The following is a 23,373-nucleotide window of genomic DNA, read 5'->3' on the forward strand; positions in this document are numbered from 1 at the left end:
TAGAGAGAGGGAGTCTTGTGCAAATACGATTATGGGATAACAATTTAAAGGTTCGATTATTGGGCGAAGCGCTGTTCAATATGCTGTTTTGGATGTACTTTCCCTTCATAACGGTTTATTTCGGAGCGGCTTTAGGCAATCATATCGCGGGAATCCTCATGACGGTTCCTCCGATATTCAGCATCATCGGCAGCTTGCTCGGCGGCGCTTTAGCTGATCGGCTGGGACGCCGCCCCATCATGCTGCTTGGCGCCTCGCTGCAGACAGTCATGTTTGCGCTGTTCGCGTTATCGCCTTCGCACTGGATCGATTATGCCGCTTTTATCGGCATCGGATTCGGGGGAGCCATCTATAGACCTGCCAGCTCCGCGATGGTTGCCGATCTGGTCCCGGTTCAAGAACGCCGGCAGGTATTTGCAACGTTTACGACTGCGAACAACTTGGGTGCCGTGCTTGGTCCGGCACTCGGTGCGATTTTCTTTTTTCAGTATCGGCAAGAGCTTCTGTGGTCTTGTTCTTTCGTATTGCTGATTTATTTTATCGCGATTTACTTCATCGTTCATGAAACCCTACCGGGGCCTGCCAAAAGTGTAAAGGCAACGGGGTCGATTCTTCAAGTATTCAAGGAACAGTGGAAGGGATATGGGATCATTTTTCGGGATAAAGTGTTCCTGGTGTACATACTGGCGGGGATTTTTGCCCTTGTGGCCATCATGCAGCTGGATCTGTATTTGGCGGTATATGTGATCGATTATGTACCATCCCAGGCGCTGTTCTCCTGGAACGGACATTCCCTTATGCTATCGAGCACGGAGATATTAGCGTGGGTCCTGGGGCTCAATGGTCTCTTGTTTGTTCTCTTTATTCTCCCGGTCACCAAGTGGCTTCGGAATTGGAAGGAGCGTGATGTATTCGTACTATCTTCCTTGTTATCCGGAGTAGGTACTTTTGCACTCGGATTGAATACGAACATCTGGTTCTTATTCTTTGTAACCATTATTTTCACTTTCGGCGAAATGGCTCGTTCCCCGGTGACGCAAAGCTTTATTAGTCGTTATGCTCCAGAGCATGCAAGAGGACAGTATATGGGAGCGGACAGCTTACAGTTTACGATCGGAAGATTTCTGGCTCCGATGACGGTATTTCTGTCCACTTGGCTGCCGCCTATGGGTATATTCAGCATCATCTTGCTATCGGCATTAATCAGTGTGGCGCTGTATATCCTGCTATTTAGAATGTATGTAGAAGAAAAAGACGCAGCATAGCTGGCCTATAATATCAAGCAGAAAAGAGGGCAAGCCCGGTTGTAGCACAGCCGCATGCTTGCTCTCTTTTTTAATAAGATACTGAACATGCCTGAAGTCTTTAAAGGAATAGATTTGAAATTCTTATTTACAAACCGATGGTCGGTATATATAATGAGATTACGAAATTCGGAAGGTTGGTGGAGTTGATGATACCCTTTGTCGCCATGTTGGTTTCGTTTCTTTTGTTTCGGACGCTGGGTTTTGCAGGCTGGGAGTATGTGAATGACTGGGTCATTTCGTTCAGGTTTGCGGTTGCGGTCCTGTTTCTGGTAACAGCTTCTGCCCACTGGGGAAAACGAAGACCCGATCTGATTGCCATGATCCCGCCGGGAATACCGAAAGCTGCGCTCATGGTTACCATCACCGGGGTGCTGGAGATTGCAGGCGCGATTCTCATCCTTATTCCGGCTACCACCGCTTTGGCATCTGCAGGTCTCGCCTTGATGCTGGCAGCCATGTTTCCTGCCAATGTATACGCGGCGAATCACCATTTGTCACTCGGCGGCAAGCCGGTCACTCCAATCGGGCAGAGAACGATTCTGCAAATCGTGTTCCTGGCAGCGGTTCTCATGGCGGGATGGCTTCCACCACTGGGGTAATCAATGATCATCAAGGAGGAATTATTAGATGAAGCAGGAAGAAAGACGAGAGCAAACCAAGCGAATACTGCTTGAAGCCACGGAAGAATTAATAAGGGAGCAAGGCTGCAGCCAAACCACCCTTAATGACATCATGAAGCGTTCGGGCTTGTCCAAAGGGGCCATATTTCATTATGTTTCAAGTAAGGATGAGCTGTTTGTGCACGTATTACGAGCTAAGCTTGCCGAGCAGAACGAGCAGTTCATGAGTGAAGTGAACAAGCAAGGGGACATTAAACAGTTTGAAGGACCGATGAATACCATTACCAACAGCATGTCGAGACTGGAAAGCCGTGACGATGTGAGCAACCTGATCTTAATGTACCTTATTGGCAAAAGCGATCAGCCCGAAATCGCCGACATTGTGGCTGGCTTCTATAGAGAAGCTACAGCGACTTCAAAGAAATGGATTGTTACAGGCCAGGAAGCGGGGGTCATACCGGAAACCATCGATGCGGAACGGACGGCAGAACTGTTTGAGCTGTTGTCGTTCGGACTGCGGATGCGGGGACTAATTGGCGTAAATAGTCATATATTCGGCACGAAAGAATATGCGGATTTCATCATCGATATTCTTCGGCCCGGGCACCGGGAAGAGGGGAAGGATGGCTTATGACATTGTGGTTATTTCTGCACATCGCCGGATGTGTGTTATTCCTCGGCAATATCATTACGGCGGCATTCTGGAAAGTAAGAGCTGATCTGAAAGGGGATCCGGCAGAAATCCATAACACGGTTAAGAATGTCATGTTAGCCGATATGGTATTTACCCTGCCAGGTTTGCTGCTGATCATCATTTCAGGCGTTTTGATGGCTGTTCAAGCCGGATATGGAATGGGCGGAATGAGCTGGCTGATGGCTTCATTGATTTTGTTTGGTATGACGGGGATCCTGTGGTGTGGTTTATTGATTCCGCTGCAAAAAGGGATGATTCGGCATAGTAAACAATCCATTAGGGATGGGGTCATTACAGCAGGTTATAAAAGAGCTTCGGCGTATTGGGCGGTAGGCGGGACGATAGCCACGCTGCTGCAGGTCGTTATTTTGTATTTCATGGTCAGCAAACCATTTTGAAGTGAAGAGAACGATCTGATTGCCTAACGTGATCAGGCCGTTTTTTTGTTTTGCGGTCATCCGCCAATGGAAACATGGGACTTAAGAAATGCTCTCCGCCCCGCCCGCAGGTGCATATTTAACCATCGTCTGCATACGATTAGGCGAGAAAGCTCTGAATAAGGGAGGGTGCCCAAATGTCCGTTAATGATCAGCAACTGGCACAAATCGCTATGGCCTATCTGCCGCACGGTGCTGAACTTGTACGAATCGATAAGCCTGCAGAACATCCTGCAGTTGTCGCAGTCGACATCACGGGAGATCACATCCCAGAGATTGTCGGTGTGTCCCGATTGAATCATGAGCTTTATTTATTTGTGCTGCTTTACCGCAATGGCGGATATGAGGTCGTTGCCAACGTCTTGGGGCAGGGATATGGGGTTACTTCATTGACGGCGGCCCCTGTGTTGAACCCAGGTATGAATCAATTAATCGTAGGTTGGCAGCTCGGTTCCATTTGGTCAAAATTGTCGATCTACGCTTGGACGCCAGAGGGCCTTCAAGATATCGCACCAGCTGATATATATTACAGTTATATCGATATTGCGGATATGCCGGGTGCTTCGGGTCCGGATGGTCAGGCTGAAATCGCGCTTTGGATTCACGATACAGGCGAAGCTTATCGAGTCGAGGTCGTCAGATGGAGCCAAGGGGCGTTAGTGACTGCACCGGATGTATACCCCTATTATTTCCCTGTCGTTGTAAGGTACTACGAGAGATTGACGCAAGAACATCCGGATTATTCTTATTACTGGTATTACCTGGCGGATGCACAATATCGGGCCGGGATGCCGGAAGCGGCCCTTGTGTCGGTCCGCAAAGCACTTACGTTCGCAGAACCCTACCCGGCGCGTGAAACGCTGCTGGATCTTGAGAGGCGAATCAAGGAGATGCTAGCAGGCAGAGGGCAGCCGCAGCAGCATGCCGGTTTATTTCCGGCATCCGTGAAGACGACGGACGGAACGAAGTGGGGATACATTGATCGTAGCGGAAGTATGGTCATTGAGCCAAAGTATGATGATGCACAGGATTTCCAGGACAATGGTCTTGCCATCGTAGGCGTGAACGGTAAGTATGGCCTCATTGACAGGTCTGACCGTTTCGTAGTGAAGCCTATATATCAGTCCATCAGCCCGTTCTCGGAGCATCGAGCGACCGTGATCGATGATCAAGGTTTTAAGATGATTAACGAACAAGGGGAAGTGCTGACACGACGAGGATTTCCGTATATAGCAGGGCTTCGAGAAGGAAGGGTGGTTTATTATGTAACTGATAATGGCAGTGGAGATGGAGCGAACAGCCGATACGGCTACCTCGATTCCGCGGGCCAAGAGGTGATCCCAGCGCAATATGAGGAAGCGAATGATTTTGTCAATGGCAAAGCTGTTGTGAAAATAAAAGACAATCTTTACGCGCTCATTGATCTCTATGGACGCCGATTGGCCAATTATCCGTTCGCCTACGTCGGACCGCCTGGCGATGGCTTGCTGGCCTTTCAGAAGGATAGTACTGGCAAATACGGATATATCGATGAGCAGGGGAACATCGTCATTCCGCCGACCTATACTTCGGCATTTCCTTTTCATCATGACAGAGCGATCGTTAACACGGCAGAAGATTACAAGTCGAAGTATGGCGTCATTAATAAGCAGGGCGAGTGGGTAATCAAGCCGGAATATAACGATATCCGGGACTTGAATGAAGACCGGTTTGCGCTTGGGCGTGCGATTAATCCTGAACAGCCTTATATTGGTTCGATGTATGCCATTGCAGATTGGGATGGAAAGAGGTTATCTGATTTTGTATATCGGGAAGTTTCTGATTACAAGCGAGGATTGGCCTCGGTTTATGATGCGAAGCAGACGTATTTTATTGACCGAACCGGCAGAGCGGCGCCGGGGTATCCTCGAGTGAACGGCAGCGGTTCGCTCACGCTGGAACCAGGCGGACTAATTAAAGCCCTGGTCGATCAGCGTCTATCTTACCTGGATCGGTCGGGTCACCTCATATGGAAGCAGAACACGGTGATTCCGCTGCAACCACCTTATAAGGTAATGGAAGAAAAGTATAAACCTAATCCGGATTATTTAGTCTACTACCCACAGATCGACGGAATAAGGGATCAAGCAGCTCAGCACACGCTGAATACGAAGCTTAAAGAAATGTCACAGGTGAAATTCATTCCTCCGAATCAACAGCTTGATTATACGTATACAGGCGATTTTGACGTCATTTTCTACAAGCAGAAACTGCTTGAACTGGAGTTGAACGGTTATAACTATCCCTCTGGTGCCGCACACGGCATGCCAACGAAAGTTTACGCCGTGGTCAATCTTGAGAACGGCAGGATGTATGAATTGAAGGACTTGTTTAAGCCGGGCAGCGATTATGTGAAGGAGCTCAGCCGCATTGTTGGTAAACAGATTCAAGAGGATCCGCAGTATTCGTATGTATTCCCAGATAGCTATAAGGGAATTGCAGCAAACCAGCCCTTCTATGTAACCGGGGACGCATTACATCTGGTGTTTGCACCGTATGAGATCGCCCCTTACGCAGCGGGTTTTCCGACGTTCACGATTCCTTTTGCCCAGATCAAGGACATAATCGATACCGAGGGTGAGTTCTGGAGGGCGTTTCATTCCTAACCTTCCATCTTCTAGAATTGAAGCCGTGTCGAATCTTTCCATATGACCGAACAAGGTTTAGAATAGATAAAACTCCCCTTAAATACGGCAGCTGGAACTAGGAGGTTTGGTTATGTCAGATGGTATTGCAGGCAAAGAAGATTTTCTTATCACATGCGAGGAGGATTGCGGGAACGCACCGAAGAAGGAGTTGCTGAAGAGACTCCACATCGCTTTGGCTGGCATGGATACACAATTTATGAATGAGAATTTCACGGATGGGATTCAGATGAGTTACGTTGGGGAAAGAATCGTTCATGGGAAGGATCAAGTGATTGAATCGTTATGTCAGGTGAAGTATGGCAAGACAGCCGAACTGCATATTCATCATCTGATAACGCACGGCAGCACCGGTGCAGCGGACGGAATCCTTGTATTCGATGACCGGAAGCGCCTGGCATTTTGTAACGTATACCGGTTTAGCAGCACCCTTAATGCTGCCAAAATTAAGGAGATTACTTCCTATTTCATCCCATTGTCTGAATGATCACAGCGTAGAAAGGACCATTATTTGTGGTAACATTTTTTCTTCTAATTATTTATTTGGCCTTTATCAGTTTAGGGCTTCCGGATTCCTTGCTCGGGGTCGCCTGGCCGGCCATGCAGCCGGATATCGGTGCTGCCTTCGAATCCGCAGGGTTGCTATCGATGGTCGTAACCGGAGGCACGATTGTATCCAGCTTGATTAGCGGGAGCGTAATCGAACGCTTCGGGACGGGTATGGTTACGCTTGTCAGCTGTTTGTTGACAGCGAGTGCGCTGCTCGGTTTTGCGTATGCGCCATCGCTGTTCTGGCTCATTCTGCTGGCGATTCCGCTGGGTTTAGGCGCAGGGGCCGTCGATACGGGATTGAACCATTATGTGGCAAACCATTATAAGGCCCACCATATGAGCTGGCTGCACTGCTTCTGGGGCGTGGGCGCAACTTTAGGGCCGATTATCATGTCCTATTCCATGGGTGCTAACGATACATGGAGAGACGGATATTATACCGTATCCATGCTGCAGTTCGTTCTGGTCTTCATCCTGCTGCTCACGCTCCCACTCTGGAGGATCGTGGCAAGTCAGCATCGGCAGCCCGAAGGCATGTTTGAAGAACAAACGGGAAATGAATCAACGAACAGCGATGAAGCCATTGTCCAGAAGCACGGAAAACCGCTCCAAATTAGAGGGGTAAAGATAACCCTGTTGGCGTTTTTGTTCTATTGCGGAGTGGAAGCGACCGTCGGTTTATGGGGAGCGAGCTTTCTCGTAGGAACCCGAGATCTGCCTCCGGAAACAGCAGCAGTATGGGTGTCCATGTATTATGGAGGCATCACATTCGGCCGATTTATTACAGGATTCGTAACGCTGAGGTTGAACAATCGGACGCTCATCCGTGCAGGGCAAGTGACGGCCATTGCCGGTGCAGTCCTCTTATTGCTGCCGCTGCATTCCTATCTTTCTCTCATCGGACTCATTGTTATCGGACTCGGGCTTGCACCCATATTCCCTTGTTTGCTGCATGAAACACCGGCCCGCTTCGGCAAAGCCCAATCGTCCAGAATCATGGGTTATCAGATGGCTGTTGCCTATACCGGCACCACGATATTACCCCCTCTGTTTGGTATCGTTGCAGCTCAAATATCGATAGGTTTATTACCCGTCGTTATTCTGTTGTTTGCCCTGATCATGCTGGTGAGCTCCGAGAAGGTGAACCGGATCCTTTCTCAAAGCAGGAAAAACGAGGCTTGATTTGAACCGGCGAACATCATATTTGAACATAAATGGATCATCGTAATATGCAAAATATCCCTCGAATGACATTTCCACTTTAGTGACAAAATGTACTAAGGTGGTGAATGTGAAAATGCGGATAAACAGGATGATCCTCGTAATGCTGTCCCTTGTACTGATCACGGTCATGGGATGCCGACATCAAAAACCTGCCGAACAGGATTTGCTGCGGGTTAAATCCGAACAAGGTCCTACACATAAGAAAGTCATATTCCTGATGGTCGACTCATTAATGGCACAGGCGATTGATAAGGGCATTTCTCAAAAACAGCTGCCCACCTTTCAATATTTGATCGAACATGGACAATATTACAAGGAGCTGGTCAGCTCTTTTCCTACGATGTCTGTCACGATTGACAGCACGATGTCGACGGGAAAATATCCGAATGGCCATGGCGTACCAGGGCTCCTATGGTATTCGTCCGACGATAAAAAGATGATCAACTACGGAACCGGACCGATGGAAATCCTCAAGCAAGGCATCAATCCGGTTCTGACGGATGCATTAATCCATTTGAACGGGAAACATTTAAATCCGAATTCACGTACGATCTACGAAGAATTAGCCCGTCTTGGCTTGAAATCAGGGTCGATTAACGGCTTAATATATCGGGGACCGATCGAGCATACGCTGACGATCCCGGATTGGATTCAAGGTCCGACTTCCCTGCAGAAACACATAAAAGTCAAAGGTCCGGATTTTTTAACCCTGGGAGCCTTGTCCAATCCCCTGGAAGGCTCTAAAGATACCAAGAATCTGCCTGACGATCTCACGGATCGGATGGGGCTGAACAATAAGTATGCAATCGAAGCCGTAAACTATCTGATTCAAGCCAACAAGCTGCCTGATTTTTTGTATGTTTATTTACCGGACTTGGACCAGAAGCTTCATAAAAAGGGTCCGTCAGAGCTTGAAGGCGTCAAAAAAGTGGATCAGCAGCTCCAAGCCTTACTAAATGCCTTCGGATCGCCGGAAAAGGCGTTCAAAGATGCGATTTTTGTCATCGCTGGGGATAGCGGAATGACACAGCTTCTTCCGGCGAAGCAACGTTCGGAGATTGATATGCCCGCTATGCTGAAAGGCATCTCCGTTCTAAAGCCGGGTGAAGAGGTGAAAGCGGAAACCGAGGTCGCCCTCGCAGTCAATGAAACGATGGCTTATGTATATAATTTCAAGCCCAGTCGTTCCCTGCGAAGCTTGGCGAATATCCTGAGCAAGGATGACCGCATCGATTTTGTTGCTTGGAAAGAAAATGGATGGATTCATGCTCTTCAAGGATCCACTTCGAAGGAACTCCGATATAAGGCGAAAGGTAACCTGATCGATCGCTATAAACAAACGTGGACCGTGAAGCAGGATGCCGAGGTGCTGGACCTTAAATTGAATGCCGATCATCGAACCTTGGATTACGGACAGTATCCCGATGTGCTGGAGAGGTTGTCCGGTTCGCTAAATTCTCATAAAGGAGAATTTTTGGTCGTGACGGCTAAACCGGGATACGAATTGGCGGACCGGAGCTCTCCGACGCATGCGGGGGGCGGAGGGCACGGCTCGATTCGCCAAAAGGAGTCGCTTGTCCCGCTGATCATTGTTGGAACTAACGAAAAGCCTACGTATCTACGAATGGTTGATCTCAAAGCCTTTTTGCTTGATCTGTTGACAAATCACGCACAGAAGACAAAATAATTTGCAAGATATTAGGCACTCTTTTCGATTTTCATGGAAAAGGGTGCCTTTTTCGTAGCGATTTATTTGAACTTTACCGTTATAATATGATGTAACTTCGGCTTCTCGATGATGATTGAGTACGAAGCTGATTATGAAGCCTATGTGCATCCGCAGCATGTTGAATTCGTAGAGAACCGCTGGAAGAAGGTAGTGCGAACAGTTTTTGGAGATTTGATTACAGCGAAGTATAGAAGATGAATACACATAAATCCACGGCAACGGAGGGAGAACATATTGAATCAAGCTGAGGAAGATAAAAAGCTGCAAATAACACCGAGGCAGGCATTAGGACGGTTGATGCCTTACACGGCAGGTAAGCCCATCTGGGAAGTGCAGCAGGAATACGGCTTGGCTCGCGTCATCAAATTGGCTTCCAATGAAAATTCACTCGGTCCTTCGCCCAAAGCATTGAAAGCCATCCAGGAGAAGCTGCCTGATCTGCACCGTTATCCCGACGAGCGTTCTTCAGGTCTTACTCAAGCGCTTGGCGAGCACTTGGGATTGGCAGCGAATCAATTCATTGTGACAAACGGCGGTGATGAGCTGATCATGCTAATTTCTCGGGCGTACCTTGAGCCTGGTGACGAGATCGTCGTTCCTGATCCGACATTCAGCGAATACGAGTTTGGTGCTTTTCTTATGTCCGGTACGGTCATTAAGGTACCGCTGCGTGAGCAATATGCTTTCTCTGCAGAAGATATACTGGACGTGATGACGGAAGGAACCAAAATCTTGTATCTATGTACTCCCAATAATCCAACAGGCACCTACATTTCCGAGCTTGAAATGAAAAAGCTTCTGGATCGTCTTCCTACTCGTGTTCTGGTTGTGATCGATACGGCATATCGTCATTACGCCACAGCTCCTGATTACTCGGACGGGATTCGTTTCATCAAGATGGGATATCCGGTCATCACCCTGAATACCTTCTCCAAAATCTACGGACTCGCGGGTATTCGCATCGGCTATGGCGCTGCTTCGGAAGGCATCATCCGCACACTGCTTAAGGTTAAGGAGCCCTTTAATGTCAATGCGCTGGCACAAGCGGCGGCATTGGCCGCACTTGGAGATGGGGAGCACGTCCAGGCATCATGCCGGATGAATGAACAAGGCAGACAGCAAATCTATGAGGGACTGAGTCGGTTAGCGATTCCTTACTACGAGAGCATGAGCAATTTCATTCTGGCGGAGCTTGGAGAACATGCAGACATTATATACCACAAGCTGCTGGAGCGGGGGATTATCGTCAGGTCCGCCAAAGGCTGGGGACTCCCAGGGCATATCCGGATTTCGGTAGGAACAGCGGAAGAAAATCAAGGATTCCTTGATGCTTTAGGCGAAATCTTAGTGCATACCACGTAACCTTATGGTAAGTATAAAGTGTTAAAAAGTGATGCTGGCATCCGGCAAAAGCACGCAGCAAGAGCAGGTATGCTAAAATACGATAAGGACCGCAGATGTGGTCCTTTTTTTGATGGATTTTAACTAACTATTAGATATTATTTCCATCGCGGCCTTCGATTTATGCATAAAATCATAAGTTGATGTCACAATTGGATCGCCTTATTTGTCTACATTATGAAATAGATGAAAAAGGAGAGATATCCGATGGAGAACATGCTCATTATCAACGCACATCCGAAGGTGGAGTCAGCAACATCTGTCAGCTTGCGGGTGCTTCAGCATTTTTTGGAGGCGTACACGAAATGGAATCCAGCAGGAGCTATAGAACAAATTGATTTATACCGTGATTCTATACCCGCCATCGATCATATGGTTCTAGAGTTATGGAGCAAACAGGGAAGAGAGGAGCCGCTTAACGAAGAGGAGCAACAGATAACGGACCGCATGTCCGCCATCCTGCAGCAGTTTAAGGCAGCACGGAAGTATGTTATCGTCATGCCGATGCACAATTTCAACATTCCTTCCAAGCTTAAAGATTATATCGACAACATCCTGATTGCACGCGAGACATTTCAATATACGGAGAATGGATCGGAAGGTTTGCTAACCGATGGCCGCAGTCTGCTGGTCATTCAGGCAAGCGACGCCATTTATACGAATCATGACTGGTATGCCGAGGTGGAATACTCTCATAAATACCTTAAGTCTATGTTTAATTTTATGGGGGTAATGGATTACCAGATCATCCGGGCACAGGGAAATGCAATCCTGGATCGAGACCAAATCCTCGCACATGCCTTTCAGGAAGCCGGAGAAGCTGCGAAACGGCTGGCGAGCACGAAGCCAACGATAAAGATTAATAGGAATGGACGCATGGAGAACAGAATGGTGACTTAAGTATTAAAAGGCTGCCTGATGGAGCCTTCACTGTTTGGATGGAAGCTTGAAGGAATCTTGAGGTTGTGATAAGTATCCTTGATTCTTCAAATAAGCCTGCAGCAGGGAGATGCCACCGTGGATTTTAGCAGGTTCCAGATGACCGTAGCCGAACAATAACTTGTTTGCATGGATCCCTTTTTGAATACAATGGTAGTCCAGCGGCGTGATGCGTATCTGATCCTGCCGGGCTTTCTGCCTGAAAGCCTCGTCAAAGACCGCCCCGGGAAATTCAACAGCCAGATGCAGACCGGCTGCATCTCCCCAGGAACGCCAAGTATCTCCGAAAAACTCATGTAGCGAAGATAACAGGACCTGCCTCCGCTCGCCGTAGATCTTGCGCATTTTCCCAATATGCCTGTCAAATTTCCGGGTGTGTAAAAACTCGGCTAAGGCAGCTTGCTCAAAAGGGGGATTCTGCACATCGGTATGGGTACGCAGATGCCCCCAGCGCTGTTGAAGCTTACGGGGCACAATCGCATACCCTATCCGAAGGGCCGGGAACAGAACTTTGCTGAAGGTGCCAACATAAATGACCCTATCGGGATCCATGGCATATAAAGGTGCGACCGAATCCCCGCTATATCGGTACTCGCTATCATAATCGTCCTCGATGATATAGCTGCCATTTTTTCTGGCGTAGCGGATGAGCGCAGCACGACGATCAGCCGGCAGAATCCCTCCAAGCGGAAATTGGTGAGAGGGTGTTACGTACACGGGACATCCAGGCTTGTCGTTCAAGTGCTCAGTCTGAATCCCGTGTTTATCCACGGGGACATGATGAATTCGATACCCTTTGTTTATAAACGTCTGTAGCATCTCGATGTTGCAGGGATCTTCAAACCATATTTCCTGATTTTCATGGTAGAGTAAGTTTGCAAGGATATTCAGTGCATGTGTCGCACCTGCCGTTATGTATATATCTTGAGGATCAACCTTGAGGCCTTTGCTGCGATAAAGCCACAATGAAATTTCGTCACGAAGGGCGGGCAGGCCCTGAGGACCTGTATAACCTAGCAGCGTGGGGCTCATATCGTTGAGCGTTTTCATTGAAATTTGTTGCCATACGTACTGTGGAAATAGCCGGAGTTCAGGCTGTCCTGTCCGGAAATCCACTGCAAATTCAAGAGGAGCTTCTTTCTGCGGCGGCGGATCTACCTCAGCCAGGGTATCCAGTACAATGCCTTTCGCAACCCGTGTCGGAGCCCCTTGTCGGCTAACGACGTAGCCTTCGACGTTCAACATGTCAAACGCTTCATTGACCGTGTTACGAGATACCTTGAGTTCTATCGCCAATTGACGGGATGAGGGCATGGCTTCTCCTGGCTGCAAGAATCCTTGAACAATCCTTTCTCTTATAGCTAAATAAATTTGCCGTTTAAGCGATACTTCGCTGCTTCGGTGCAGTGTGATTCCCCACATGAGGCTCGTCCTCCAACTGGTCTGCATAAATTCACGTTTAACTGGATCTGTAACCATACCAGTCTATTCCCTATGATTGTAGCATAGATTCAGTTGCTATTGATCTGTGATATCTGGGGGATGTGATCTAATTGGAACGATGGAAAGGGATACTTTATTTATGCGGGGCGTTCACGTTTGCAGGGACTTCGGTCATCACGGCATGGTTTTTGAACGGAAAATTAGGGACGTTTACGATCACAGCGACCAGCTTGTTATTGGCTTTGTTATGTACGCTTCCTCTATGTAGGAAGGAACTGGTGAGGTCGGTTCGACAGTTAACACGCCGAGAGTGGGCGCTTCTGTTCTTTCAGGCGTTACTTGGGATGTTTCTGTTTCGGATGCTGCTGCTGCAAGGTCTTCTTCATACCAGCACGGCAGAAGCAGGAATTCTAACAGGCGCAACACCCGCCTTTACTGTCATGCTGGCATTTGGGCTCCTGAAAGAATCGGTGAACGGCATGAATTTGGCAGGCATTCTTAGCACGGTGGCAGGCATTATGATCATACAAGGAATACTCACGCCGGGCCATGCATTCGAGGTACAACATCTGTACGGTAACCTGCTTGTGCTCTGCGCAGCATGGAGTGAATCCGGCTTTAACCTGCTGTCCCGCATCGGTTCGATGCAGCAAACGGCTTCACAAAAAAAAGCCATTCATCCTATGGTCCAGACGACGCTGGTCTCGGTGATCGCCTTGATGTTATGCCTGATACCCGCAGGGTTCGAGAATCCGCTGGCTTCACTGGCAGCAATAGGTTTGCAGGAATGGCTTGCGCTTGTTTGGTATGGACCAATCGTGACGGCCTTGGCCTTCATGCTGTGGTATGCCGGTATCAAGCGCTGCCATGTATCAACAGCTGCCGCTTTTTCTGGTATGATGCCTTTTACGGCTTTGTTGTTATCGGTCATCGTATTAAAAGAATCCGCAGGATGGGAGCAATGGTGCGGCGGTATCCTGGTCATTCTAGGCATGTTCCTCATCGGCTGGCATCAGGCAGCCATTAACCCGCTGCCCCAACAGCACCCGCCGGAACATGGAATCATCGTTGGCGCCAAGGAATGAGTTGAAAACAACAAAAAGAAGCAGCATCCAAGCTGGCTTCTTTTTGTTGTACATAGAAAAGGGTTAGCGTCTCAGCAGATTAAGATGCCAACTGTCTGAGCGACTAAGCGAGCGCTTGTTACGTGCTGTATTCACGGCGCTTACAAGTAAGAAAATCAAGACAGAAGAACTTACATTCTATTCATGAGGGGGTCATATGGAAATAGACAGATCGAAAATGAAAAGTTTTTAAGCGATAAAAGGTTATAAAAGATACAAACGAGATTAATAGAACTGAACAGCAAAAACACTCTGAGCCTCATCAGATCAGAGTGTTTTTTTGTTATAAGCTATTTTTCTTCGGGTCTCTTGATTTGAAGCGGCGGCGGAATGAGCCAGCCTTTTTCCTTATTCATCTGTAGGATCCGCACACCCAGCGCAGTCTTGGTGAGATGATATTTAGCAAATAACGCGCCAATATCTTCCCGGATGGATTGTCCCATGGTTTGACTGCATGATACCAATCCGAGTGATGTATCAGCAGCGATTTTGGCCGCAATTTCCGGATCCGTGAATCTTGCGCCCGCCGGAATATCCTCAAGTTTGACCGGGGGTCTTTCGGGAAGTACCGGTGCAGGGGCGATTCCGTTGTCGGTAAGCAATTCATCACATTCTTTAATCTCAAGTTTAGCTTGATCCAACAGATCATTGAGGATTTTTTTGAGGTCTTTATCGCCTGCATGATTCAAATAAGCCTCGTAGCAGGACACCATGCCTTTTGCCAACGTGGATGCTGTCCATACGCTAAATATTTCCCCATAATGCATGGGCTCATTTTTAGGATTACCGCTTAAAATTCCCAATCTAATTCGCTCCTTTAATATTTATTCAAACAGAGTTATTATGCACAGGAGATTGTTATTTAATTCTTTCGAGGTAAGCAGAATAGGCCTATGGCAATTTTTAGGAAATCATTGTGACGGATGCAGGTGCATGGAAAATGGAATGGAAACGCAAACTGGATTCGTGACTATATTGAGGAAGCGGGAGGATATTACATGTATTTTTATAAAGAGGACCTGATCAATCTGATCGTTCCGGATCAACCTGATCCAGCAGCTGCAAAGGTGTTGCAGGAAACGTTAGGCGGCCGATTCGGCGAAATGCGGACGATGATGCAATTCTTCTTTCAGAGCAGCAATTTCCGAGGGAATGCCATTCAATATCGCGACTTGATCCGTGGCGTTTTCTTGGAAGAGATAAGCCATGTCGAGTTGGTTCAACATACAATAAACCAGCTGCTTACCGGCGCTGGCGCAGAAGGCGCCGGTAATTCCGGTATGGACGAGGCCCCGCTCGATGAAGCGATCAAGCATGCGAATCCGCATCACTTTATCATGGGAGCCCAAAGTTCTTTGCCTGTTGATGCCGCAGGAAACCCATGGCAGGGAAATTATGTGTACGATCACGGAAATTTGGTTAGTAATTTGCTCGATAACGTTGTGCTCGAATCAACGGGAGTGCTTCAAAAAACGCGAATCTATGAGATGAGCACTAACAAAACTTTCCGTGAGACGTTGGCTTTCCTGATTGTCCGGGATAATGCGCATCAAAATGCGTTTGCCAAAGCGCTGGAGACGCTTGGCGTTGAATGGGGTAAAATATTCCCTGTTCCAAATTACGACATCCATAAATATCCGGAATGTCAAAAATACGTAGATATGGGCTTCCATAACGCACAGTTCAACTTCAGGCTGGATGATACGCGAATCGGCGAAATTTTTAGCGGTCAAACACCAAGCAGAAATGGCGGGGAGCTACAAGTGGTTCAACCTCCGGAAGGGTTTCCGTTACCTGTAATGCCTGAGCTGGCCAACGAGCACGCACCTGGGTTATATGATTTAAATCATTAATTCAACATCCGTTCAGATATGCAGGTTATTGAACAAACAGAGGCAGTCATCGGGCTGCTTCTTTCGTATTATCAGGTTAGCCAGAATCTTCTGGTTGGCCTTTTTTTGTGGTCGTTTTACGATGGGGGGAGCCGGGAGAACGTGGCGGCTTTAGGGGCAATGATCCCGTAATAAAAACTGTTCTCTCACGATGGCTTATGAAGAAAGTGCTTTTGCTGTTGGCGGATGGATTTGAAGCTGTGGAAGCGAGTGTATTTACCGATGTACTAGGGTGGAACAAGCTGGAGGGTGACGGGACCACCGAGGTTGTGACCGCGGGACTGCATAACAGGTTGAAAAGCACGTGGAACTTTACCGTCATTCCTGAGGTCACACTGGACTCGGTTAAGGTGGAGGATTACGATGCTCTGGCGATTCCTGGCGGGTTCGAGGAAGCGGGCTTTTATAACGATGCATATGACTCCAGGTTCTCCAGGATCATTCAGGAATTTCATGCGCAGGGCAAGTGGATTGCTACGATTTGCGTTGCAGCCCTTACGCTTGGCAAAGCCGGCGTGCTGAAGGGACGACGAGCCACGACTTATGATCACCCAACCAGTATCAGAAAATCGCAGCTGCGGGAATTCGGTGCCCATGTCGTGGAAGAACAGATTGTTGTTGATGGTAACCTGATCACTTCATGTAACCCGGCAACGGCTTTTGATGTGGCTTTCACTTTGCTGGAAAAGCTGACATCCTTGGAAAATACCCTGCATGTGAAAGAACTTATGGGATTTACAAGCAAATCCTGATCGAAGACGAAATGGATTGAAGCAGTGAGCCTGTCCGAAAGAAGACAGCGCTTATTGCTTTTTTTTGTGAGTACGACGTACCGTGGTTTATATAAAAAATAATTATAATCATACACCCTATATGTAAGAGTGTGTCGGGGATGATACCCTTGAATGCAAGGAGGGATTTGGGTTGAGTTTATTTCCTGTCACTTACTCGCTTCTGTCTAAACAAGCGGTAGGGTTGCATATCCAATACAATTATGAGATAGGTTCCGTTGTAAATATTCAGTATTTTCTGCGGGGTATGAACGATACGTACGAAGTAAAAACGGATGTTGATAAGTATATTTTCCGTATCTACAGGGCTGATCGAAGAAGCCGGTCTGACATCGAGTTTGAATTGGAATTGCTGCGGTTTCTCAGTGCGAACGGGATCAGCCTGTCAGAGCCGATTCCGGGAAAAGACGGTGCATACCTTAGAGGGTTTGATGTCATGGAGGGAATTCGATACGGGGTCCTATTTCAATATGCGGAAGGGCACGAAAGGCCGATTCTCGCCGCTGCGGACAGTTACCGATTCGGTGAATCCATTGGCCATATGCATAAGGCGGCGGAACATTTTGAAAGTCGTCATGCAAGGGAACAGTTGGATATGGAGTTTCTTATAGATAGGCCTCTATCCATCATCAGACCCTATATGGAGCATCGATTGACGGATTATAACTACCTAAGTGAAATGGCAACGGAACTAAAGAAACGAATCTCGGATCTCGAGGTTAAAGGTTTAGATTGGGGCGTATGCCACGGAGATCTTCATGGAAATACGAATGCCGCATTTGCAGAGGACAGAAAGTTGACCCATTATGATTTTGATCTATGCGGTTACGGCTGGAGAGCTTACGATATTGCCGAGTTTAGGTTGGCCAGAGAGATACATAGCGGGCATGACCCGGAGGAAGTGGAAGGATTATGGGACGCCTTTCTGAGAGGATATTGTAGTGTCAGATCTCTCAGCGAATATGATCTTGCTGCTGTCCCTGTTTTTGTTGCCATTCGGCAGCTTTGGCTCTTTGGACTATGTTTTCAAGACTCGGAATTTGTAGGGATTGCCGACTTTGATGAAGGTTTTATAGATAGCAAAATGCAGTATTTCAAGAGTTTGGATTACGTCTAGGACGGAGGAGAACATATGAAAGTTTCCGTGGAGCTAACCGATACTTCCACCAAATTTATCATTAATAATATATATCCACTGTATTTGCATGATTTATCAGGGATATGGGGGTGGAAGCCGAATCGATATGGCGTCTATGAGGATGATGACACAAGAACCTTGAATGACCAGATCCAAGTTTTTGATATATGGTGGGAGAAACCCTCGATTTTGTTTCCTTATCTGATTCGAGTGGATGGCATCCCGGCAGGATTTGCTCTGGTCGCAACCCCGCCATACACATATGGCAGTGAATTTTACATGAATGAGTTTTTTGTTATGAAACCCTTCCGAGGCAAACATGTTGCGGAGAATGCTGCATCACAAGTTTTCGACAAGCATGCCGGCAGCTGGGAAGTCCAGACGAATGCCACGGATCGCAATAAGCGGGCGCAGGCATTTTGGAGAAAGACGATGAACAACTATGTTTTGGACTCGCGCGTGCAGGAATTTGTTGCTACGAGGGACGACAATGAGAAGTTGATCTTTCAGATTGAATCATCGTGAGTGCAGAGTCTGTCGCACATATCGTTTTCTGAACAAAAGAAGTGATCGACATTGTAGAAAAACAATTCATACTTGAGGTATGAGTTGTTTTTTTATTTACGTTACAGGTGTCCCTTTTTTGGAAGAAGAGGTGTTATACAAACGTAAATAAGATTTACGCGGAGGTGCGTCTTCGAATTGGATTCGATAGAGGAGTGCGTGAGGCGCGTTAAGGCCGGTGAGGTGGATTGTTTCGAGCCTATCGTCGAAACGTACAAAAAACAGATCTACATATATTGCTGCCGGATGCTCGGCTGCAAGCAGGACGCGCAGGATGCCGTCCAGGATATCTTCATCAAAGCGTTCACCAAGCTTCATACCTATGAAGCGAAGGCTTCGTTCTCATCATGGTTATACAAGATTGCCTATCATCATTGTCTCAATCTGCTTCGCAAGAGACAAGTTCGCATGCGAGTGAGCCGACTCATCGGATCGAGAGGGTATGCTGATAGCGTGGAACAGACACTGGAGCGCAGGTGGTTCAGCGAACCGCTGGAATATGCCATGACCAAGCTCTCGGTGGAAGAGCGGAATCTGCTCGTACTGCGGGTGTTCGAAGATAAACCGTTCTCGGAGATCGCGCAGATTCTGGATAAGAATCTCAGTGCAGTGAAGAAAAAGTATGCTCGTATGAAACTGAAAGTCATCAAGCTGATCCAGGAGAAGGAGGGGACGGAGTTATGCGAGATTCGGGACAGTCGGAGCAAGATCGAATTCTGAGAGGCATGGAATTGCACTCCGTGGAAGAAGAGGTGGACGTAACCCCCGCCATCATGCACAAGGTGCGTCAAATTCACCAGAAGAAACAAGGAAGAAATGACGGAAATCGTAAGAAGACCTTGATTATTGCGATGCTTACAGCGATTTTGATTCTTTCGTCGAGTGTTTACGCAAGTAATTACTTGATTCAGATCAGGAACAAGGAAGGCGAAGTCATTCTGTCTACCATAAAGCCATGGAAATATTCCAAATCGGAATATAATGCCAAACGTGTAAAAGAGTCGGAAGAAGAGCTGAGTAAGAGGTTAAAGCCGGGAGAACAGGCTGTATTTTATATCAAGGATCTACACATGACTCCACTCGTCAAAGAACAACCACTGAATTATTTTTATATGTTGACTAAGCATTCAAATTATCAGGAACTCGCAAAAGAAATCGAGGAGAAGGGTGCGCCATTGCTTGGAGAACCTGATTATGTACCGGAAGGGTATCGATTTGATTTTGGACAGATTCAAATTAGGAACACGCCCGTATGGAATACGCCGGAGTATAAAATTCTTGTGAATGAACTCAAAGCGCAGGCTGAGAAGTCGGATGAAGAACAGGGACTGTTCTATAAGATTGTTCCTTGGCTCGATATTGCCTCTACAGGAATGGAATATCGTAAAGGCGAAAATCGGATCAAGATAGTTGCTTTTGCACGAGAGAAGGGCTCAAAAGCCGGGGTGCCCACAAACCAAGCCGTAAAAATAAAGGTGAAAGGGAAAGAAATGATTTTGTCAGCCAGTCCATCAAGCCCCTCGCGCAACTTGACTTGGTTAAGCGACAGTGAAGAGGTACTGTATATTATTACGGATGATTCAAAGGATCCGCTATCCAAGGAAGAGTTTGCGAAGATTGCAGCCGGTCTTGTTTCGGAATAAAAAGATTTCTACTTTTTTTGGATAAATGTCCCTTTTGTTGTCGGCAAGGTGTTATACGAGATGTATTTAAAAAATAACTTTAAAGGCCTTACCGCCGAAAGGAGCACGAATTTTACCATGATGAAAAACAAAATGAAAGTTGCATTATTTATTGCAACAACGATGATGGTCGGATCCGCGAATGTTTACGCAGCAAGTAATGCAAGTACATCTGTTCCACAGACGACAGCAGCGGTTTCTGCTGCCATACCGGAGAATACATCCGTTTCATTTGATGATCGTATTAAGGAGTTGAGTAACAAACTTAAGGCAGGACAGATGGTTGCCTATTATGTTGCGGACCAGGAATATAACCGGCTAGATGAAATCTATTTTACATCCAAAGGTTTTGCCTATACCAAGTATGCGGACTATGTGGCAAACGCGAAGGTCATGAACGCTCCAACGCTAACCATTCCTGCTGACTTGCCGCAGAGTTATTCATTCCAGAACGCGATTTTGTACTTAAAGAGTCCTGAAAGAACGTCAGACTTGTACGAGAAGCTGGACCAGGAATTGAAGGAGAAGGCCGCAAATGGCGAGCAATTTGTTTACTCCGACATCATGAAGATGAATGAAGCATCCGCGGCCATCCTGAATTTTGATAAGGGAAAAGTAAAGCTTCAAGTTGTTGCAAGTTATATTGTTCCTGAACTGCCAATAGACGGAACACCTGTGCCACAGGAGAAACCGAACGAGAAAAAGGAAACCATCGTCATTAACGGAGTGGAATGTGTCTACACCGCCGACTCCAAGGGAAGGGATCACCTGGATTGGATGGATGACGAGCAACAGATTCGTTACAGCATTTGGGCAGAGAGCGCCAAATCGGATGTGCTGAACTATGCCAAGAAAATGATTGCGAAGTAAGGCTTCGCTTTAAGAATCCGGATTCATGTTGACCCAATTCCTGTCTGCCTTAATTTTTCCTCTAGAGTCTACGCCCTTTGATATCACGAGCATAGGATGTTGTGTTCGGAAAAGTAAAGGAGGTTGGAACAATGGGTGAAGTAGCTGGATACGGTGGCGGAGGATATGGATCATCTGTTGGAGCAGTACTGGTTCTCTTTATTCTCTTGGTCATCATCGTTTCTGCGTTCGGATTTGGATTTGGGATTTAATAGGTAATGAAAAAGAAACCCGCACCGCTTGCTCGGTGCGGGTTTCTTCTGTTCAATGGGTTGCATGTCTGACGATGGGCGAGGTCCAATCATCATTCGGGAGGGGTTCTAAAAGCAAGGACAGCCACTTGTCATACAGCTCCCACGGTTTACCCGAGTCCAGCAGAGCCTTGCAAGTATAGATCCCTTCCTCGACGGATCTGACCTTATCCGCCAAGTGTAAGCGAACAGCTCCATTCAGCAGAACCTGGTAGATAAAAGTGATGTCCCCCTTACCCTGCAGAACCTGCTCGGTAACGTTAGCTTGTTCGGAGGGGGTCCAGATTATGTCCGGAACGGGGGTATCGAGTCCGTACGCTTCCGGATCGACGATCTGGAGGCTGGCTTCACCGTTCTCAACTCGGTAAGTCCGCGTGGGCCGGTGAATGAACAGTTCATCCGAGCCTTCACTGCCCTGAATGATGATCGCTTTCCGATAACCGAGTTTCGTGATCAGTCTGCTTAAACGGTCAAAGACCGTGTTATGGTATACACCGAAGGTTAGGAAAGAGGAATGGGAGTAATCTACAAACTTTTCGGCCGTGTTGAGCACGGTTCGCATACCCAGCTCCTCTCGGATCGGGCGAAGATTCTTAAGCGGGGGACACCAGTCTTCAGCATGTACATATAATACACCCGATTGACGGGCAGCGCGGATGCATGATTCTTTTGCCAGTAACGGTCCGGTTATTCCCTTCGCCGCGAGTATATCCGACAATGTAACCCCCCACTTCGGGGGCAGTGATGCGGTTCCGTGCAGAGTGACAGGCAGATCAGCAGCAGCCAGCACAAACGAGGTGGCTAACGTAGAGAAAAAGGAGGACTTTCTGCCATCATAAGGTCCTGCGCAGTCTACACCCTCATGTACAAACGAACGGTCCGCATATTCACGGCAGACCTTCACGAATGCCTCCAATTCTTCTACACTTTCCATTTTGATGCGTTCCGCAATCAAAAAGGCACCGATCTGTGCAGGGGTTGCCTGCAATCCGAGAATCGATTCTGCAGCCTGCAGCGCTTCCTCGTAAGTCAGATCGCGCGCGCCCCGTTTGCCGCGGCCGACTTCTTTTAATAAGTGGTTCATGATTTTTTTGCACCTCCTGTACCGGTCTCCTGCAGCAATTGATACAACTTAACGATCGAGGTTGCGACATCCACCATTCTTTTTCTTTCATTCATCGCCTGTTTGCGCAAGACATCGTATGCTTCGGATTCCGAAATATTTTCCATCTTGCATAGAATGCCTTTGGCCATATCAATCCATTTTCGCTCTTCAATGCGGGCAAGGAGCTGCGTTCTTTCATTATGCCACTGCTCTCGTTCGTAAAAATGCTTGGAACTAAAATGCAGCGTCCAATGCAACTCATGCTCCTTCATAGTGGGAAATAAAAGTCCATCAATTGTAACATCATCCTCACATGATTCGAGAGATTGCGAAGCGGCATGATCGCTGCACCACCACAGAACCGGAACGCGTTTTTGTTGTTCGAGGGCGCTGGTCCACAATTTGATTGCGGCAACCGGGAGGTGGAGAATCGTACCGTCTGCTTCCATGATTCCGGCCAGCGCTTGCTTCTCACTGCGGGCAAGGTGGACCTTGTAGCCATATGAACGAAGGATAAACTCCGGAAGAAGCGCCTTGGCATCTGTGTCACTTCGCTCTGAAGCAGGGACCGGATGGTGAATAACCAGCAATGAACGCATGGATTGACGCTCCTTTCATAAATGAATACTATCAGAGTTTAAGCTGTTAGCGCGAGTAGTTATTATGTTAAATTATATAACATATATCACAGGTTGATGTCGATATTTAATTAAATTTCTTTGTTCAATGTCAAATATGTTGACAGTTGGCTTAGGTGTAGTGTATATTTCCCTCAAGAAACTTTATATTTCCCGGATACAACGGTGTATCCCATTAGCGGCAAAGAAGCCTGCTTCGTTCCCGGTAAGAGTGTGCCTACTCTACTGGAGCGAATGCAGGCTGTTTTG

Annotated in this window: 23 protein-coding genes; 19 read left to right on the forward strand and 4 right to left on the reverse strand. The window is 47.4% G+C overall.

What is annotated here, in order from left to right:
• The first annotated feature begins 17 nt into the window (after positions 1 to 17).
• The 10 genes from J7E85_RS12690 to J7E85_RS12735 all read left to right on the forward strand — a co-directional run bounded on the left by J7E85_RS12690 (position 18) and on the right by J7E85_RS12735 (position 11,548).
• The gene (locus J7E85_RS12690) at positions 18 to 1,265 is read left to right on the forward strand and encodes an MDR family MFS transporter (RefSeq protein ID WP_215158290.1); all 1,248 of its coding nucleotides are present in this window, start codon (positions 18 to 20) and stop codon (positions 1,263 to 1,265) included.
• 188 nt (positions 1,266 to 1,453) lie between these two features.
• A complete protein-coding gene (locus J7E85_RS12695) occupies positions 1,454 to 1,906 on the forward strand; it encodes a DoxX family protein (protein ID WP_215158457.1) in 453 nt (150 codons plus the stop codon).
• A 28-nt stretch (positions 1,907 to 1,934) separates the two neighbouring features.
• Positions 1,935 to 2,561: a TetR/AcrR family transcriptional regulator gene (locus tag J7E85_RS12700; protein WP_215158292.1), complete on the forward strand. Its 627-nt coding sequence runs from the start codon at positions 1,935 to 1,937 to the stop codon at positions 2,559 to 2,561.
• Positions 2,558 to 3,019, forward strand: a complete 462-nt coding sequence (locus J7E85_RS12705; protein ID WP_215158301.1) for a DUF2269 family protein — start codon at positions 2,558 to 2,560, stop codon at positions 3,017 to 3,019. The genes J7E85_RS12700 and J7E85_RS12705 overlap by 4 nt, the downstream gene beginning before the upstream one ends.
• Before the next feature lie 176 nt (positions 3,020 to 3,195).
• Complete coding sequence (locus J7E85_RS12710) at positions 3,196 to 5,703, forward strand: WG repeat-containing protein (RefSeq protein ID WP_215158303.1); 2,508 nt, start codon at positions 3,196 to 3,198, stop codon at positions 5,701 to 5,703.
• Positions 5,704 to 5,815: 112 nt separating this feature from the next.
• Entirely contained in the window at positions 5,816 to 6,229 is a 414-nt protein-coding gene (locus tag J7E85_RS12715) for a hypothetical protein (RefSeq protein WP_215158305.1), read from the forward strand.
• A 26-nt stretch (positions 6,230 to 6,255) separates the two neighbouring features.
• On the forward strand, positions 6,256 to 7,476 hold the full coding sequence (locus J7E85_RS12720) for an MFS transporter (RefSeq protein ID WP_215158307.1): 1,221 nt from the start codon (positions 6,256 to 6,258) through the stop codon (positions 7,474 to 7,476).
• 142 nt (positions 7,477 to 7,618) lie between these two features.
• Positions 7,619 to 9,205, forward strand: coding sequence for an alkaline phosphatase family protein (locus tag J7E85_RS12725; protein WP_483311315.1), 1,587 nt, complete (start codon positions 7,619 to 7,621; stop codon positions 9,203 to 9,205).
• A 276-nt stretch (positions 9,206 to 9,481) separates the two neighbouring features.
• Positions 9,482 to 10,609: a histidinol-phosphate transaminase gene (gene hisC, locus J7E85_RS12730; protein ID WP_215158311.1), complete on the forward strand. Its 1,128-nt coding sequence runs from the start codon at positions 9,482 to 9,484 to the stop codon at positions 10,607 to 10,609.
• A gap of 246 nt (positions 10,610 to 10,855) precedes the next feature.
• On the forward strand, positions 10,856 to 11,548 hold the full coding sequence (locus J7E85_RS12735; protein ID WP_215158313.1) for an FMN-dependent NADH-azoreductase: 693 nt from the start codon (positions 10,856 to 10,858) through the stop codon (positions 11,546 to 11,548).
• A 27-nt stretch (positions 11,549 to 11,575) separates the two neighbouring features.
• On the opposite strand, the gene pdxR is transcribed toward J7E85_RS12735, so the two are convergent.
• Positions 11,576 to 13,009 (reverse strand): MocR-like pyridoxine biosynthesis transcription factor PdxR, encoded by a 1,434-nt coding sequence (pdxR, locus tag J7E85_RS12740; RefSeq protein ID WP_215158315.1) that lies wholly within the window; start codon positions 13,007 to 13,009, stop codon positions 11,576 to 11,578.
• A gap of 131 nt (positions 13,010 to 13,140) precedes the next feature.
• Between pdxR and J7E85_RS12745 the strand changes: the two genes are divergently transcribed.
• Positions 13,141 to 14,115, forward strand: a complete 975-nt coding sequence (locus tag J7E85_RS12745; protein ID WP_251035678.1) for a DMT family transporter — start codon at positions 13,141 to 13,143, stop codon at positions 14,113 to 14,115.
• Positions 14,116 to 14,444: 329 nt separating this feature from the next.
• Here J7E85_RS12745 and J7E85_RS12750 read toward each other — a convergent pair whose 3' ends face one another.
• Complete coding sequence (locus tag J7E85_RS12750) at positions 14,445 to 14,957, reverse strand: DUF3231 family protein (protein WP_215158317.1); 513 nt, start codon at positions 14,955 to 14,957, stop codon at positions 14,445 to 14,447.
• A gap of 195 nt (positions 14,958 to 15,152) precedes the next feature.
• Here J7E85_RS12750 and J7E85_RS12755 point away from each other — a divergent pair, with 195 nt between their 5' ends.
• From J7E85_RS12755 to J7E85_RS12790, 8 genes are all read left to right on the forward strand, one after another.
• Positions 15,153 to 16,007 carry a manganese catalase family protein gene (locus J7E85_RS12755; protein ID WP_215158319.1) on the forward strand — a complete coding sequence of 285 codons (855 nt, stop codon included), beginning with the start codon at positions 15,153 to 15,155 and terminating at the stop codon, positions 16,005 to 16,007.
• 197 nt (positions 16,008 to 16,204) lie between these two features.
• The gene (locus J7E85_RS12760; RefSeq protein ID WP_215158321.1) at positions 16,205 to 16,798 is read left to right on the forward strand and encodes a DJ-1/PfpI family protein; all 594 of its coding nucleotides are present in this window, start codon (positions 16,205 to 16,207) and stop codon (positions 16,796 to 16,798) included.
• Between the two features lie 172 nt (positions 16,799 to 16,970).
• The gene (locus J7E85_RS12765) at positions 16,971 to 17,954 is read left to right on the forward strand and encodes a phosphotransferase (RefSeq protein ID WP_215158323.1); all 984 of its coding nucleotides are present in this window, start codon (positions 16,971 to 16,973) and stop codon (positions 17,952 to 17,954) included.
• A 15-nt stretch (positions 17,955 to 17,969) separates the two neighbouring features.
• Complete coding sequence (locus J7E85_RS12770; protein WP_215158325.1) at positions 17,970 to 18,500, forward strand: GNAT family N-acetyltransferase; 531 nt, start codon at positions 17,970 to 17,972, stop codon at positions 18,498 to 18,500.
• 198 nt (positions 18,501 to 18,698) lie between these two features.
• Positions 18,699 to 19,259, forward strand: a complete 561-nt coding sequence (locus tag J7E85_RS12775) for an RNA polymerase sigma factor (protein ID WP_237566386.1) — start codon at positions 18,699 to 18,701, stop codon at positions 19,257 to 19,259.
• Positions 19,220 to 20,182, forward strand: a complete 963-nt coding sequence (locus J7E85_RS12780) for a hypothetical protein (protein ID WP_251035679.1) — start codon at positions 19,220 to 19,222, stop codon at positions 20,180 to 20,182. Before J7E85_RS12775 ends, J7E85_RS12780 begins: the two co-directional genes overlap by 40 nt.
• Before the next feature lie 117 nt (positions 20,183 to 20,299).
• Positions 20,300 to 21,091, forward strand: a complete 792-nt coding sequence (locus tag J7E85_RS12785; RefSeq protein WP_215158327.1) for a hypothetical protein — start codon at positions 20,300 to 20,302, stop codon at positions 21,089 to 21,091.
• A gap of 131 nt (positions 21,092 to 21,222) precedes the next feature.
• Positions 21,223 to 21,342: a YjcZ family sporulation protein gene (locus J7E85_RS12790; protein ID WP_215158329.1), complete on the forward strand. Its 120-nt coding sequence runs from the start codon at positions 21,223 to 21,225 to the stop codon at positions 21,340 to 21,342.
• Positions 21,343 to 21,394: 52 nt separating this feature from the next.
• Here J7E85_RS12790 and J7E85_RS12795 read toward each other — a convergent pair whose 3' ends face one another.
• Together J7E85_RS12795 and J7E85_RS12800 are read right to left on the reverse strand one after the other, a co-directional pair.
• A complete protein-coding gene (locus J7E85_RS12795) occupies positions 21,395 to 22,465 on the reverse strand; it encodes an anthranilate phosphoribosyltransferase (RefSeq protein WP_215158331.1) in 1,071 nt (356 codons plus the stop codon).
• Positions 22,462 to 23,085, reverse strand: coding sequence for an ANTAR domain-containing response regulator (locus J7E85_RS12800; RefSeq protein WP_215158333.1), 624 nt, complete (start codon positions 23,083 to 23,085; stop codon positions 22,462 to 22,464). The genes J7E85_RS12795 and J7E85_RS12800 overlap by 4 nt, the downstream gene beginning before the upstream one ends.
• Positions 23,086 to 23,373 lie beyond the last annotated feature (288 nt).

The organism is Paenibacillus sp. ISL-20 (assembly GCF_018613005.1).
GTDB lineage: Bacteria > Bacillota > Bacilli > Paenibacillales > Paenibacillaceae > Paenibacillus_AQ.

What these genes read in the sequence shown, in the direction of transcription:
- J7E85_RS12705 (WP_215158301.1), top strand. Translation starts at nt 2,558, where the DNA reads ATGACATTGTGGTTATTTCTGCACATCGCCGGATGTGTGTTATTCCTC.
- J7E85_RS12790 (WP_215158329.1), top strand. Translation starts at nt 21,223, where the DNA reads ATGGGTGAAGTAGCTGGATACGGTGGCGGAGGATATGGATCATCTGTT.
- J7E85_RS12770 (WP_215158325.1), top strand. Translation starts at nt 17,970, where the DNA reads ATGAAAGTTTCCGTGGAGCTAACCGATACTTCCACCAAATTTATCATT.
- J7E85_RS12780 (WP_251035679.1), top strand. Translation starts at nt 19,220, where the DNA reads ATGCGAGATTCGGGACAGTCGGAGCAAGATCGAATTCTGAGAGGCATG.
- J7E85_RS12700 (WP_215158292.1), top strand. Translation starts at nt 1,935, where the DNA reads ATGAAGCAGGAAGAAAGACGAGAGCAAACCAAGCGAATACTGCTTGAA.
- J7E85_RS12695 (WP_215158457.1), top strand. Translation starts at nt 1,454, where the DNA reads ATGATACCCTTTGTCGCCATGTTGGTTTCGTTTCTTTTGTTTCGGACG.
- J7E85_RS12715 (WP_215158305.1), top strand. Translation starts at nt 5,816, where the DNA reads ATGTCAGATGGTATTGCAGGCAAAGAAGATTTTCTTATCACATGCGAG.
- pdxR (WP_215158315.1), bottom strand. Translation starts at nt 13,009, where the DNA reads ATGTGGGGAATCACACTGCACCGAAGCAGCGAAGTATCGCTTAAACGG.
- J7E85_RS12760 (WP_215158321.1), top strand. Translation starts at nt 16,205, where the DNA reads ATGAAGAAAGTGCTTTTGCTGTTGGCGGATGGATTTGAAGCTGTGGAA.
- J7E85_RS12800 (WP_215158333.1), bottom strand. Translation starts at nt 23,085, where the DNA reads ATGCGTTCATTGCTGGTTATTCACCATCCGGTCCCTGCTTCAGAGCGA.
- J7E85_RS12725 (WP_483311315.1), top strand. Translation starts at nt 7,619, where the DNA reads ATGCTGTCCCTTGTACTGATCACGGTCATGGGATGCCGACATCAAAAA.
- J7E85_RS12735 (WP_215158313.1), top strand. Translation starts at nt 10,856, where the DNA reads ATGGAGAACATGCTCATTATCAACGCACATCCGAAGGTGGAGTCAGCA.
- J7E85_RS12785 (WP_215158327.1), top strand. Translation starts at nt 20,300, where the DNA reads ATGATGAAAAACAAAATGAAAGTTGCATTATTTATTGCAACAACGATG.
- J7E85_RS12795 (WP_215158331.1), bottom strand. Translation starts at nt 22,465, where the DNA reads ATGAACCACTTATTAAAAGAAGTCGGCCGCGGCAAACGGGGCGCGCGC.
- J7E85_RS12755 (WP_215158319.1), top strand. Translation starts at nt 15,153, where the DNA reads ATGTATTTTTATAAAGAGGACCTGATCAATCTGATCGTTCCGGATCAA.
- J7E85_RS12710 (WP_215158303.1), top strand. Translation starts at nt 3,196, where the DNA reads ATGTCCGTTAATGATCAGCAACTGGCACAAATCGCTATGGCCTATCTG.